Source organism: Allosediminivita pacifica, from assembly GCF_003054175.1.
GTDB lineage: Bacteria > Pseudomonadota > Alphaproteobacteria > Rhodobacterales > Rhodobacteraceae > Allosediminivita > Allosediminivita pacifica.
On sequence record NZ_QBKN01000016.1, the window covers coordinates 43,840 to 58,130 of the forward strand.

Consider the following 14,291-nt stretch of genomic DNA (forward strand, 5'->3'; position numbering starts at 1 on the left):
GCTTGCCGGCATCTCCGACGCAACGGAATTTCCCCTTGAGAAACAGCGCCATCCACCAGTCTACCGGCACCCCATGTTGCAACGCTGCACGGTATTATCACTCTGACACAGGGGCTTGATTGCGTTTCCTCACCTCCTGGGTGACCCTTGCGATGAACAGGACCACGGCGCCACCGCCCGAACACGACCACCCCCGCGCATGACCCACAGGCAAACGCAGATGACCACGACCAGCCCCAGGAAGAGCCCCCCGAGGACGCCGCTCCGCCCGCAGCGCCGCGTCACCGTCCTGCGCCTGAGCCTCGGTGGCCGCGTCCTGACCTGCCGCCTCGCCTACCAGAGACGATGATGCCCCGGCTGCGCACCGCGGCGACGCTGCTTTCGTTTCTGCTGGCCACCGCCTGCGCGGCACCCCGGACATCGGATACGATCACACGCGCGGCCGCCCAGCCGGGCCCGCAGGCCGGGCTGCCGGTGATAAAGCGCTTTACCGGTTCGCGCCCCACGCCCCCCACCAGCGCCAATGCCGACATCGCCCGCGACTTCCTCGACCTCTCCTTTGCGCTCGAGGACGGCCGCGCGCTGCCGGTACTTACGCGTTTCGAAGGGCCCATCACCCTGCGCGTCACCGGTGCCCCCGCGCCCACGCTCGACGAGGATCTCGCCCAACTCCTCGCGCGGCTACGCGAAGAGGCCGGCATCTCCATCCACCGCACCGACCGCCCCGGCGCCAGCATCACGGTCGAGGCGATCACCCGCAACGACATCAACACCTATGTGCCGCGCGCTGCCTGCTTTGTCGCGCCCAACGTCGGCTCTCTGATGGAATACCGGCTCACGCGCCGGACGTCGCGGGTGCGCTGGTCGCGGATGCGGGAAAGGCGCCGCATCGCCCTCTTCGTCCCCGCCGATGCCAGCCCGCAGGAGCTGCGAGATTGCCTGCACGAGGAGCTGGCCCAGGCGCTCGGCCCGCTCAACGACCTCTACCGGCTGCCCGACAGCGTCTTCAACGACGACAACATGCACACGGTCCTGACGGGCTACGACATGCTCATCCTGCGGCTCTACTACGATCCCGCGCTCGCCAGCGGCCAGACCCGGGCCGAGGTGGCCGCCCGCCTCCCCGCGCGGCTGGCGGCGCTCAACCCGGGGGGCGAGGATCTGCCGTCGCGCCCCCTCGCGCCCGCACCGCGCGACTGGATCGCGGCAACCGAGACGTCGATCGCCGTCGCCTCCATGCCCGCCGAACGCTACCGCGCCTCGGTCCGCGCGCTCGACATCGCCCGCTCGCAGGGCTGGACCGACCACCGCCGCGCCTTCTCGCACTACATCCTCGGGACACAGCTTCAGGTCGTCGCACCCGGGGCGGCCCGCGATCACTTCCTGGCGGCCAACCACTACTACGGCGACCGCGCCGACACCGCACTGCACCGCGCCTACGTCGCCGCGCAGCTCGCCACCGGGGCGCTGGAACGCGACCGCCCACGCGAGGCGCTCTCGCTGGTCCGACCGCAGCTCGCCGTCGCCCGCCGGCACGAAAACGCGGCGCTCCTCTCGACGCTCATGCTGCTGCAGGCCGAGGCGCTAGAGCGCACCGGCCGGCCGCTGCGCGCGCGGCAGGTGCGTCTGGACTCGCTCGGCTGGGCGCGATACGGCTTCGGCCCGGACTGGGCGGTGCACGCCAAGGCGCGCGAAATCGCAGCCCTCAGCCCGGCCCGCAGCTTCTGACAGGCCACGCCGAAGGACCCGCACATGATCACCATCGTCGCCATGCTACTCGGCGCCGTCTGGGGCGGCCTGCTCGCCAGGCGCCGCAAGGGCAACCGCGCGGACATCGCGCAATACGCCGTGGTCTTCGCCATCGCCTTCGGGCTCGTGGGCTTCATCCTGACGCTGGTGCTGGAAAAGGTCGTTCTCTGAGACGGCCCCCCGCCCCTGGCCACGTGTCTTCTTCTCGCTGAAAACACCTCGGGGGAGTCGCGGCCCTGCCGCGACGGGGGCAGAGCCCCCCAGCCAAGGCCGACTGCGCGGCTCGACGGTCAACCGGGCGCAGCTTTGGCAGGTGTTGCCGGGGGCTCTGCCCCCGCCACCCGTACCGGGCGGCTCCCCCGGGAGTATTTCTGCCAAGAAGAAGCCCGGGCCAGCGCTCTTCCTTCCTGCCGGGCTCTTCATATGGTGCGCGCCAGCGGGTCATCCCGGCGTGCGTTGTCCGCAAAGGTCCGCTTGGGGCGGCGGTCTCGTGGCGGACGGATCGGGGACATTCCTAAAATTCGGTTAATTCGTCTCTGTAACCCATTGATCTTGTTACTCCGCGAGGATGTCCCGGCCCGGGACACCCTTTTGTCCCCGGTTTCCCTGCCTCGCTCGGCGATGGACGCGGCCCTGCGTGGCGCCTAGAGTCGGCCCATGTTCGTGCCCTTTTTCAAGACCCTCCGCCGCGCCGGCGTGCCGGTCAGCCTGCGGGAATACCTGGCCTTCCTTGCCGGCCTCCGCGCGGGCCTCGCCACCTATGATACCGAGGCCTTCTACTACCTCGCCCGCACCGCCATGGTGAAGGACGAGCGCCATCTCGACCGCTTCGACCGCGCCTTCGCCCACAGTTTCCAGGGGCTCGACCAGATCCCGCCGGAAGCTGTGCTCAAGGCCATGGACCTCCCCGAGGACTGGCTCCGCAAGATGTCCGAGAAGCATCTCTCGGAGGACGAGAAAGCCGAGATCGAGGCCTTGGGCGGCTTTGAGAAACTCATCGAAACGCTCAAGGAGCGCCTGAAGGAACAGGACAGCCGCCACCAGGGCGGCAACAAATGGGTCGGTACCGCCGGCACCTCCCCCTTCGGCGCCTACGGCTACAACCCCGAGGGCGTCCGCATCGGCCAGCACGAAAGCCGCCACCGCAAGGCAGTGAAGGTCTGGGACAAGCGCGAGTTCCGCGAGTACGACGACAGCATCGAGCTTGGAACCCGCAACATCAAGGTCGCCCTCAAACGCCTGCGCCAGTGGGCCCGCGACGGCGCCCACGAGGAGCTCGACCTCGAAGGCACGATCCGCTCCACCGCCGAACAGGGCTGGCTCGACGTGAAGACCCGGCCAGAGCGCCGCAACGCGGTGAAGGTCCTGCTCTTCCTCGACGTGGGCGGGTCCATGGACGACCACATCAAGGTGGTCGAGGAGCTCTTCAGCGCCGCCCGCGCCGAGTTCAAGCACCTCGAACACTACTACTTCCACAACTGCCTCTACGAGGGCGTCTGGCGCGACAACCGTCGCCGCTGGGACGCCCAGACCTCCACGTGGGAGGTGCTCAACACCTATGGTCCCGACTACAAGTGCATCTTCGTGGGCGACGCCTCGATGTCGCCCTACGAGATCGCCTACCCGGGCGGCGCCAACGAGCACTGGAACGCCGAGGCGGGTCAGGTCTGGCTCCAGCGCGCCCGCGACCAGTGGCCAGGCCACCTCTGGATTAATCCGGTCCCGCAGAAATACTGGCAATACACCCAGAGCATCGGCATGATCCGCGAGATCTTCGAGGATCGCATGGTTCCGATGACCCTCGAAGGCATCGACAGCGGCATGCGCATGATGGTCTGACCCCGGAATGCAGGCACCCGGACGCCGGGCAGCGGTCCCTCTTCATCCCCGCGATCTGCCGCCTGAGCGCAAGCACGGCATGACTTTGCGCGCCCCACCTGCGGTGGTCCATCGTGCGAGGGAGAGCAGATGTGCAAGAGACCGGCCCGGCTTCGTCCACGCCGCGTGCAGATGGCAACAAGTACGAACATTCTTCGTCGTCATTGGTCGAGCAAAGGTTGCGCCAACAGCGAACTCGAGCGTAACAACCTGAAGCTTCCGGCTGCCAGGGTTTCCAGATGACACGTCGTTTCAGCTTTGTCCTACTCGCCATCGTCCTGGGCACAGCCACAGCGTCAGCGCAAACGCCGCAAACCGCGTTGCGGCTCATCACGCCGCAGGCGCCTTCCACGCTGAATCCCTACCTTTCGGGCGGCATCAAGGAGCTGGATGCAGCCACTCTGGTTCTGGAACCGCTGGCGCGCTACGACGAAGATGGCGAGATCATTCCCTGGCTCGCGACCCAGGTGCCGACAGTGAACAATGGCGGCATCAGTGAGGATCTCACGACGATCACCTGGACGCTCAAGCCTGACCTGAAGTGGTCGGACGGGACATCGGTCACCAGCGGAGACGTCGCGTTCACCTACGCCTATTGCACGCATCCCGACGTCGGCTGCGCGCGCAGCACGCGGTTCGACCATATCGCGGAGATTGCGACCCCCGATCCGCAGACCGTCGTCATCCGCTTCGAACGGCCAATGCCGAACCCCTACGGCCCGTTCGTGTCCTCCGAAGCCCCGATCCTGCAGGCCGCGCAGTTCGAAGACTGCATCGGTGAGGCCGCCCCAAGCTGCACCGAGGCCAATTTCGCGCCGATCGGGACGGGCCCCTTTGTGATCGAGGAATTCAGACCGAACGACGTGGTCATGTTCACCAGAAACCCCGAGTACCGCGAAGCCGACAAGCCTGCCTTCTCCGGGGTGGAACTCAAGGGTGCAGGCGCGACCGGAGGCGCGGCACAGGCGGTTCTGGAGACCGGCGAATACGATTACGCATGGCAGTTCCAACTCGCCCCCGATGTCATCGCCGACATGGAGGAAGAAGGGCACGGCGTCAGCGTCGCCGCCTTCGGGTCGACCCTCGAGAGCATCCTGCTGAACCACACGAACCCCGATCCGGGCCTGCCGGAGGGCGAGCGCTCGGTTGTCCGGCCGCACCCCTTTCTTCAGCATCCAGCGGTCTATCGGGCGCTCTCGCTTGCAATTGACCGCAGTCAGCTGATCGAGGTCGGTTTCGGCAAGACAGGCCGCGCCACATGCTCCTGGATTCCTGCGCCGGCAGGCTACGACATCGACGTCGACGGCTGCGCGACCCAGGATCTGGATGGCGCGCGCGCCCTGCTGGACGAGGCGGGCGTCGTCGATACCGATGGTGACGGCGTGCGCGAGCTTGACGGAACGCCTCTTTCCATTCTCTACCAGACAGCGACCAGCTCGGTCCGGCAGGACATCCAGGCGCTCGTCAAGAACTGGTGGGAAGACATCGGCTTTGCCGTCGAACTCCGCAACATCGACCCTTCGGTCTTCTTCAGCGGCGATCCCGGTTCGCCGGATACCTTGCAGAAGTTCTATGCGGATGTGCAGATGTTTGCCGGAAGCTTTCCGGATCCTGATCCGCAGGCCTACCTCGCCTTTGCCCTCTGCGACGAAGCCCCCTCACCCGAGACGCAGTGGCAGGGCATGAACATCGCACGGTTCTGCATGCCCGAATACGATGCGCTCTATGAGGAGCTGACGCGGACCGCAGACATCGCCGAGAGGCAGGCGATCGGGCGCGAGCTTAACCGAATGGTGGTTGAGAACGGAATGACCATCCCGCTGGTGCACCGTGGCCGGCTTTCAGCAAGGGCGCATGATCTGGCGGGTGTCCGGATGAATGCTTGGGACAGCGAACTCTGGAACATCGCTGACTGGTACCGCAGCGAGGAGTGAAACCACCGTCGCCACGTCTCATGTCTCCTTGAGCTGTCCGGTGGGTGGTGGGCGGTGAGGGATTCGAACCCCCGACATCTTCGGTGTAAACGAAGCGCTCTACCAGCTGAGCTAACCGCCCCCGCGCCGCTGGCTTCTACTGTCCTCCTGCAGGCGTATCAAGCCCTTAGAGACCACATCGGCAGGCAATTTCGCCGCCTGCTCCCCGTATGCGTGCGGGACGGCCTCGCCAGCCGAGAGAGGGCTGTCGAAAGCGCTCTGGCGAACCTGTCATGCGAAGATCAGCGCCTCTGTCGGAGTTCGTTTCTTCACCCAAGGCGTCAATACGATGCACCCCGATGCCCCGGCTCGTGCGGTTCCAACCATGCCTTCTGAAAAGGAAAAGCGCGCCCGGACAGGCACGCTTCGAAGGAATTCTGGTGGGTGATAGAGGATTTGAACCTCTGACATCTTCGATGTGAACGAAGCGCTCTACCACTGAGCTAATCACCCGGTAGCGGGGCTAATACCGTCAGGCTGAGGGGGGTGCAAGGGGGGAAAATCGAGTTTTTGAACCGATCCCGGTCCCCATCGCCACCCGCAGGCGCGTCACCCGTCGCGACCAGAAAAAGGCGCCGCGAGATCACTCTCGCGGCGCCCGTTCGTGACTTGCAGCCATCTATCGTCAGTGCGCGACGGCACCGGTTGCCGCGTCCTCGGCACGCGGGCTGCGCGCGGCTTCTGCGGCTTCCTCTGCTGCCTCATCCCACTCAATGGGCTCGGGCTTGCGGACAAGGACCTGCTCCAAAACTTCGGAGACGTGCTTGACGGGCACGATTGTGAGGCCTTCCTTAACGTTGTCAGGCAGCTCCTCAAGATCCTTCTCGTTCTCCTCGGGGATGAACACCGTGGTGATCCCGCCCCGCAGTGCCGCGAGAAGCTTTTCCTTCAGCCCGCCAATCGGCATCGCGTTGCCGCGCAGTGAGACCTCGCCGGTCATGGCGATGTCCTTGCGGACCGGGATACCGGTCAGCGACGACACAATAGAGGTGACCATCGCCATCCCGGCCGAAGGGCCATCCTTGGGCGTCGCACCGTCAGGCACGTGGACGTGGATGTCCCACTTGTCGAAGCGCGGCGGCTTGATCCCGATCTGCGGCGAGATCGAGCGGACGTAGGAGCTTGCAGCGTCGATGCTCTCCTTCATGACGTCCCCAAGCTTGCCGGTGGTCTTCATCCGGCCCTTGCCCGGCAGCTTGAGCGCCTCGATGTGGAGCAGGTCGCCGCCGACCGAGGTGTAGGCAAGCCCTGTCACGACCCCCACCTGGTTCTCGTCCTCGGCAAGGCCGAAGCGATGCTTCCGCACCCCGAGGAAGTCGTTCAGGTTGTCCGGTGTGACCCGGACGGTCGATTCCTCGCCCTTGACGATCTTGGTCACGGCCTTCCGCGCGATCTTGGCAATCTCGCGCTCGAGATTCCGGACACCGGCCTCGCGCGTGTAGTAGCGGATCACGTCGGTCAGGGCCGCGTCTTCGATCTCGAACTCGCCCTTCTTGAGGCCATGCGCCTTGACCTGCTTGTCGAGCAGGTGCCGCTTGGCGATCTCGAGTTTTTCGTCCTCGGTGTAGCCCGAGAGCGGGATGATCTCCATCCGGTCGAGCAGCGGCCCCGGCATGTTGTAGCTGTTGGCCGTGGTCACGAACATGACGTTGGACAGGTCGTATTCCACCTCGAGGTAGTGGTCCACGAAGGTACCGTTCTGCTCGGGGTCGAGCACTTCGAGCATGGCCGAAGCCGGATCGCCACGGAAGTCCTGCCCCATCTTGTCAATCTCGTCGAGCAGGATGAGCGGGTTCGTGGTCTTGGCCTTTTTCAGCGCCTGGATGATCTTACCGGGCATGGAGCCGATATAGGTCCGGCGATGGCCGCGGATCTCGGATTCATCGCGCACGCCACCAAGCGAGATGCGGATGAACTCGCGCCCGGTTGCCTTGGCCATGGACTTGCCCAGCGACGTCTTGCCGACACCCGGAGGGCCGACGAGGCAGAGGATCGGCCCCTTGAGCTTCTTGGAACGCGCCTGAACGGCCAGATATTCGACGATCCGTTCCTTCACCTTCTCGAGGCTGTAGTGGTCATCGTCGAGTATCTTCTGGGCACGGGGAAGATCCTTTTTCACGCGGCTCTTGGTGCCCCACGGAATGGACAGCATCCAGTCGAGGTAGTTGCGCACGACGGTGGCCTCAGCCGACATGGGCGACATGTTCTTGAGCTTCTTCAGCTCGGCCTCGGCCTTGTCCTTGGCTTCCTGCGAGAGCTTCGTGTTGGCGATGCGCTCTTCCAGCTCGGCGATTTCGCCCTCGCCGTCCTCGCCGTCACCCAGCTCCTTCTGGATCGCCTTCATCTGTTCGTTGAGGTAGTACTCGCGCTGGGTCTTCTCCATCTGCGACTTGACGCGCGTCTTGATCTTCTTCTCGACCTGAAGAACGCTCATCTCGCCCTGCATCAGGCCATAAACCTTCTCAAGACGGTCGCTCACGGACAGCGTCTCCAGAAGTTCCTGCTTCTGGTTCACCTCGACGCCGAGATGACCCGCCACGAGGTCCGCGAGCTTGGCCGCTTCCTGGCTTTCGCCAACGGCGGCAAGCGCCTCTTCGGGGATGTTCTTCTTGACCTTGGCGTAGCGCTCGAACTCTTCGGCGACGGTGCGGGTGAGCGCCTCGATGGCCGTGGGATCCCCCGGCATCTCGGAGACAAGCTCGGCCTCCGCTTCGAAGAAGCTGTCGTTTTCGAGGTACTCGGTGATGCTGACGCGCGCCTGCCCTTCGACCAGCACCTTCACAGTGCCGTCCGGCAATTTCAGCAGCTGCAGCACATTGGCCAGCACGCCGGACTGGTAGATGCCCGCGGGTTCGGGATCGTCCTCGGCAGGATCAACCTGTGCGGCAAGCAGGATCTGCTTGTCATCTTTCATCACCTCTTCCAGCGCGCGCACCGATTTCTCGCGTCCCACGAAAAGGGGCACGATCATGTGGGGGAACACGACGATGTCGCGAAGCGGCAGCACCGGATAAGAGGGATTGAGGGAGTGTTGCATGCTCGGCTTCCTGTTCTTGGCAAGACCGCCTGGCCCCGCTTTGCGGCAGCGTTGGCCGTCTCCGTTTATGGACCTTTAACGTGGGGTTGAGACCATGAATTTCAACCTCGCACGTCAGGCCAGGGCCGAACCATGGCGCCCCCGGCGCAAGGGTGCAAGGCCAGCCTCTCGGCCAGATGCAATTCTGCGGTGGATAACCGCGGGGCGCTCAAGCGATACCTACGCGCCGGACCCTAAGGCCATGCAAAAACAATGGGGCGGCCAGATGGCCGCCCCTTTCATATTGCGTAGGCATATGGCGCTGTCAGCCCCCGGCGCGGTCGCGACCGTCGAGAAAGGGATAGTCGGTGTAGCCCGCTTCCCCGCCACCGTAGAAGGTCGACTTGTCCGGTTCGTTCAGCGGCGCGTCGATCTCGAGCCGATGCGCGAGATCGGGATTGGCGATGTAGGGCACGCCGAAGGCCACCAGATCTACCTCGCCTTCGCTCAAGCGAGAGATGGCAAGATCGCGGTCATACCCGTTGTTGCCCATCCAGAGCCCATCGAACTGTTTCTTGAGCGTCCCGAGATCCGCGCCCTTGAAGTCGCGCGGGCCGCCGGTGTGTCCCTCGATCACGTGCAGGTAGGCCAGCCCACGCCCCGAAAGGTGCGGCACGAGGAATTCCGCCAAGGCTTCGGGGTCGCTCTCCTCGGCTCCGTTGGCGGGCGAAAACGGCGAGATCCGGATGCCGACGCGCGAAGGTTCCCAGACGCTGGTAACCGCATCCAAAACCTCGTCCATCAGCTTTACGCGGTTTTCGTAGCTTCCGCCGTAGGCGTCCTCGCGCTTGTTTGTGCCGTCTTTGAGAAACTGGTCCAGCAGGTAGCCGTTCGCGCCGTGAACTTCGACACCGTCGAAGCCCGCGGCCTTGGCGTTTTCGGCAGCCTTGAGGAAATCCTCGACCACCCGGGGCAGTTCATCGAGGTCGAGCGCGCGCGGCGCCGAAACCTCTACCATCTGCTCGCCATCGAAGGTATTTACGCCCTCCGCACGGATCGCCGAAGGCGCTACCGGGTCCTTGCCCTCTTTCTGCAGCGAGGTATGGCTGATCCTGCCCACGTGCCAGAGCTGCAGCACGATGCGGCCTCCGGCGGCATGCACGGCCTCGGTCACCTTCTTCCAGGCGACGACCTGCGCCTGCGAATGAATGCCGGGCGTCCAGGCATAGCCCTTGCCTTCGGGAGTGATCTGCGTGGCCTCGGTGATGATCAGCCCGGCACCGGCGCGCTGGCGGTAGTATTCCACGTGGATGTCCATGGGGGCATCGTCTTCGTTCATCGCGCGATTGCGGGTGAGCGGGGCCATGACGATGCGGTTCTTCATGTCGATCGCGCCACAGGCGACCGGTTCGAACAGGCTTGGGGTACTCATCAAGCGCACTCCTGTTGTTTGGGTCCGGTGGATGTAACGCGCCAAGCAGGCAGGACGACCCGCGTGACCTTGCGCAATTCCGCACAGTTGCGGTTCGTCGCAGAACATTCGTTTTACTTTCGCCGAGCGCACCGTTACCCCCGTTTTCCAAAGATAACTTGGGGGAATGATCCATGCGCATCGCGATCCTCGGCGGCGACGGTTTCGTCGGCTGGCCCACCTGTCTCCATCTCTCCGCGCAAGGCCACGAGATCCACATTCTCGACAACCTGTCGCGGCGCTGGATCGACACCGAACTGGGCGTCCAGTCGCTCACGCCGATGGACAGCATTCAGGAGCGCTGCCGCATCTGGAAAGAAGTCTCGGGCGAGACGATCCGCTTCCACCTGCTCGATCTCTCGGGCGAATACGAGCGTCTCAAGGGCTGGCTGACCGAACACAAGCCCGACGCCATCGTACACTTCGCCGAGCAGCGCGCGGCCCCCTATTCGATGAAGACCGACCGCCACAAGGTCTACACCGTCAACAACAACGTAAACGCGACCCACAATCTTTTGGCCGCCATGGTTGAGGCCGAGTGCGACGCGCATCTCGTGCACCTCGGCACCATGGGTGTCTACGGCTATTCCTCGGTCGGCGCCGCGATCCCCGAGGGCTATCTCGACGTGGATATCGAGACGCTGGAGGGCACCAAGGCGCGGCAGGAGATCCTCTACCCGACCAAGCCCGGCTCGGTTTATCACATGACCAAGTCGCTCGATCAGATCCTCTTCCAGTTCTACGCCCAGAACGACGGGCTGCGGATCACCGACCTGCACCAGGGGATCGTCTGGGGCACGCATACCGACCAGACGCGCCGGCACGAACAGCTGATCAACCGGTTCGATTACGACGGCGACTACGGCACCGTGCTCAACCGCTTCCTGATCCAGGCGGCGATCGACTACCCGCTGACGGTACACGGCACCGGCGGCCAGACCCGCGCCTTCATCCACATCCAGGACAGCGTCCGCTGCATCGAGCTTGCGCTTGGTGATGCGCCCGAGCACGGCGAACGTGTCCGCATCTTCAACCAGATGACCGAAACACACCGCGTGCGCGACCTGGCAGAACTGGTTTCGAAACTCACCGGTGCGTCGATCAAGTACCTGCCCAACCCGCGCAAGGAAGCCCCCGAGAACGACCTCGTGGTGAAGAACGACCAGTTCCTTACACTCGGGCTGAACCCGACGACGCTGGCCGAGGGCCTTCTGTCCGAGGTGGTCGACGTGGCCAAGAAATACGCCCACCGCATCGACCGCTCGCGCGTGCCCGCCGTTTCGGCCTGGACCCGCGATCTCGGCAGCCGGGTGGAGCGTGATCCCGAGGGCAAGGCGCTCAAGTCGGTCTCGTGAACCTCGCGCTGCGACCCGAAGGCCCGGCGCGCAGTGCGTCGGGCTACGTCACTCTCGTCACCAACGACGACTTCGCGCTCGGCGCCAAGGCGCTGGGGCATTCTCTGCGGCTGAGCGGGACGACGGCCGATTTCTGCGTCCTGTACACCGGCGGCGTTTCGACCGAGGCCCTCACCCCACTGCGCGCCCTCGGCGCGAGGCTGATTGAGACCGATCTGCTGCCAACATCCGACGCCTTCAACGCCGCCCATACGCGCGAGGCGCTGCACGGTGCCGCCCCCTTCACCCGGGGCGAAAAACCGAAGTTTCACACACCTTTGGACAATTTCGTGAAACTCCGGCTCTGGCAGCTCGATTACGAGTCCGTGGTCTTTCTCGATGCCGATACGGTCGTGTTGAAGAACATTGACCGGCTGCTCGCCTATCCCGAGTTCAGCGCCGCGCCCAATGTCTATGAGAACCTCGTGGATTTCCGGCGCATGAACTCCGGCGTCTTCAGCGCCCGCCCCGATCCCGCGACCTTCGATGCCATGCTGGCGCGGCTCGATACCGAGGGCGCCTTCTGGCGGCGCACGGACCAGACCTTCCTGCAGGACTTCTTTCCCGACTGGCACGGCCTGCCGGTCTTCGACAACATGCTGCAATACGTCTGGATGAACCTGCCGGATCTCTGGGACTGGGACAGCATCCGCGTGCTGCATTTCCAGTATGAAAAGCCCTGGCAGGATCATGCCAAGGCCGACCGTCTGCGCCCCCTGATCGAAGTCTGGCAGGGCTTTGCTGAGGGCCGCACACCCGACCTAGACACCCTGCCCCGCCCATGAAGATCGCGCTCACCGGCGCAAGCGGCATCGCGGGCGAGGCTCTACTAAGGGGCCTTGCCGGGCACGAAATCACGGTGCTCGGACGCAACCCGGTGCCGGGCCATCCGCATCTGCCTTGGCGTCTCGGATCACCTACGCCCGACCTCGCCGGTTTCGATGCTCTGATACACGCCGCCTTCGCCCACGCGCCCGGTCGATACAGGGGCGGCGAGGGCGACGACCCGCAGGGGTTTCGCACAGCCAACCTCGACGGAACCTGTCGTCTATTCGAAGACAGCGCAAAAGCCGGTGTCCGACACGTGATCTTCCTGTCAAGCCGCGCGGTCTATGACGGGCTTGGCGAAGCTACGACCCTGACGGAAGATCGCCCGACCTGCCCCCGGAGCCTCTATGGCCAGATCAAGGCCGAGGCCGAAAAGCATCTCTTTTCCCTGCCGCTTCAGGGCATCGCCCTGCGCTGCACCGGCCTCTACGGTCCCGGCAAGGCCAACAAGTGGGCGCCGCTCTTCGCGGACTACCTCGCCGGTCAACCCATCGAGCCGCGGCGCGGCACCGAGTTGCACGTGGACGATCTCGCCTCGGCTGTGAGCTTGCTTCCCGCGTCAGACGAAAGTGGTCCGGTGCACGCCTCCGACATGATGCTTGACCGGCACGACCTGCTCGCAGCAGTGCGGCACCTGACAGGATGCCCGCATGCCCCCCCGGCGCGCAGCGCCCGTGCCGTCAATCCGCTGATCTGCAACAGGTTACACGCACTGGGCTGGCAGCCCGGCGGCCTTGACCTGCTTCAGGCCACCCTGCCTGCGCTACTCCACACCGACTTCTCTTCGCCGGGAATACCTCGGGGGTGAATTGGCCGCAGGCCAAGAGGGGGGGCAGCGTCCCCCTCCCCAAATTACAGCCGCGGAATATCCCTTTCCGCGCGGGCCTCGTGGAACGCCGCCTCGAAACTCTCGAACGTCCCCTCAAAGATGGCAGTGCGCAGTCCCGCCATAAGCTCCTGATAATAATGAAGGTTGTGCCAGGTTAGCAGCATGCCGGAGATCATCTCGCCGGACCGGAAGACGTGGTGCAGATAGGCGCGGCTGTAGCTTCGGCACGCCGGGCAGCCACAGTCTTCATCCAGCGGCCGCGGGTCGTCCGCATGACGCGCGTTCTTAATGTTGACCTGACCGCGTCGCGTCCAAGCCTGGCCGGTCCGGCCCGAGCGCGAGGGCAGCACGCAGTCCATCAAGTCGATGCCGCGCTTCACGGCACCGACGATATCATCGGGCTTGCCGACCCCCATCAGATATCGCGGCTTGTCCTCGGGAAGCATGTCGGGCGCGTAGTCGAGGCAGGAGAACATGGCCTCCTGCCCCTCGCCCACGGCAAGCCCACCGACGGCATAGCCCTCAAATCCGATATCCCGCAGAGCCCTGGCGCTCTCCTCTCTGAGGTCGCGCTCGAGCCCGCCCTGCTGGATCCCGAAAAGCATGTGGCCGGGGCGATCCCCGAAGGCCTCGCGCGACCGCAGAGCCCACCGCATCGACAGGCGCATGCTCTCCTCGATGCGCGCGCGATCCGCTGGCAAGGCGGGGCATTCGTCGAAGGCCATCACGATGTCCGACCCCAGAAGCCGCTGGATCTCCATCGAGTGCTCCGGGGTCAGATGGTGCTTCGACCCGTCGACATGCGAGCGGAAAGTCACGCCCTCCTCAGTCAGCTTCCTGAGGTCAGCAAGGCTCATCACCTGAAAGCCACCGGAGTCGGTCAGGATCGGCCTTTGCCAGTTCATGAACTGATGAAGACCGCCAAGGCGGGCGATGCGTTCGGCGCCGGGGCGCAGCATCAGATGGTAGGTGTTGCCCAGCAGGATATCGGCGCCGGTCTCGCGCACGCTCTCAGGTAGCATGCCCTTCACAGTGGCCGCCGTCCCCACAGGCATGAAAGCGGGCGTGCGAATATCCCCGCGCGGCGTACGCAAGAGACCAGTCCGCGCCTTGCCGTCCTGCGCCTTAAGCTCGAACCCGGTTTCCGTCATCT

The 14,291-nt window shown here is 64.6% G+C and carries 10 protein-coding genes and 2 tRNA genes; 7 read left to right on the top strand and 5 right to left on the bottom strand.

From position 1 onward, the window contains the following. The first annotated feature begins 348 nt into the window (after positions 1-348). The 4 genes from C8N44_RS13295 (at position 349) to C8N44_RS13310 (ending at position 5,561) form a co-directional block, all read left to right on the top strand. Positions 349-1,728 carry a DUF2927 domain-containing protein gene (locus tag C8N44_RS13295; protein WP_107977313.1) on the top strand — a complete coding sequence of 460 codons (1,380 nt, stop codon included), beginning with the start codon at positions 349-351 and terminating at the stop codon, positions 1,726-1,728. A 24-nt stretch (positions 1,729-1,752) separates the two neighbouring features. After that, positions 1,753-1,920 carry an apolipoprotein acyltransferase gene (locus C8N44_RS13300; RefSeq protein ID WP_107977274.1) on the top strand — a complete coding sequence of 56 codons (168 nt, stop codon included), beginning with the start codon at positions 1,753-1,755 and terminating at the stop codon, positions 1,918-1,920. Positions 1,921-2,406: 486 nt separating this feature from the next. Beyond that, complete coding sequence (locus tag C8N44_RS13305; protein WP_107977275.1) at positions 2,407-3,588, top strand: vWA domain-containing protein; 1,182 nt, start codon at positions 2,407-2,409, stop codon at positions 3,586-3,588. A gap of 278 nt (positions 3,589-3,866) precedes the next feature. Beyond that, complete coding sequence (locus tag C8N44_RS13310) at positions 3,867-5,561, top strand: peptide ABC transporter substrate-binding protein (RefSeq protein ID WP_107977276.1); 1,695 nt, start codon at positions 3,867-3,869, stop codon at positions 5,559-5,561. A 45-nt stretch (positions 5,562-5,606) separates the two neighbouring features. Here the strand turns inward: C8N44_RS13310 and C8N44_RS13315 are convergent. The 4 genes from C8N44_RS13315 to C8N44_RS13330 all read right to left on the bottom strand — a co-directional run bounded on the left by C8N44_RS13315 (position 5,607) and on the right by C8N44_RS13330 (position 10,048). Next, positions 5,607-5,682 (bottom strand) — tRNA-Val (locus C8N44_RS13315). 296 nt (positions 5,683-5,978) lie between these two features. After that, positions 5,979-6,053 (bottom strand) — tRNA-Val (locus tag C8N44_RS13320). Positions 6,054-6,225: 172 nt separating this feature from the next. Beyond that, positions 6,226-8,637 carry an endopeptidase La gene (gene lon / locus C8N44_RS13325; protein ID WP_107977277.1) on the bottom strand — a complete coding sequence of 804 codons (2,412 nt, stop codon included), beginning with the start codon at positions 8,635-8,637 and terminating at the stop codon, positions 6,226-6,228. Between the two features lie 304 nt (positions 8,638-8,941). Then, complete coding sequence (locus C8N44_RS13330) at positions 8,942-10,048, bottom strand: alkene reductase (protein WP_107977278.1); 1,107 nt, start codon at positions 10,046-10,048, stop codon at positions 8,942-8,944. A gap of 173 nt (positions 10,049-10,221) precedes the next feature. Here C8N44_RS13330 and C8N44_RS13335 point away from each other — a divergent pair, with 173 nt between their 5' ends. From C8N44_RS13335 to C8N44_RS13345, 3 genes are read left to right on the top strand one after another with little or no spacing between them, the layout of a single operon-like run. After that, on the top strand, positions 10,222-11,442 hold the full coding sequence (locus tag C8N44_RS13335) for an NAD-dependent epimerase/dehydratase family protein (protein ID WP_107977279.1): 1,221 nt from the start codon (positions 10,222-10,224) through the stop codon (positions 11,440-11,442). Next, complete coding sequence (locus C8N44_RS13340; protein WP_107977280.1) at positions 11,439-12,266, top strand: glycosyltransferase; 828 nt, start codon at positions 11,439-11,441, stop codon at positions 12,264-12,266. The genes C8N44_RS13335 and C8N44_RS13340 overlap by 4 nt, the downstream gene beginning before the upstream one ends. Continuing rightward, positions 12,263-13,117, top strand: a complete 855-nt coding sequence (locus C8N44_RS13345; protein WP_107977281.1) for an NAD-dependent epimerase/dehydratase family protein — start codon at positions 12,263-12,265, stop codon at positions 13,115-13,117. The genes C8N44_RS13340 and C8N44_RS13345 overlap by 4 nt, the downstream gene beginning before the upstream one ends. Before the next feature lie 44 nt (positions 13,118-13,161). Here C8N44_RS13345 and tgt read toward each other — a convergent pair whose 3' ends face one another. Further along, positions 13,162-14,289 (bottom strand): tRNA guanosine(34) transglycosylase Tgt, encoded by a 1,128-nt coding sequence (tgt, locus tag C8N44_RS13350; RefSeq protein WP_107977282.1) that lies wholly within the window; start codon positions 14,287-14,289, stop codon positions 13,162-13,164. Positions 14,290-14,291: the final 2 nt, after the last annotated feature.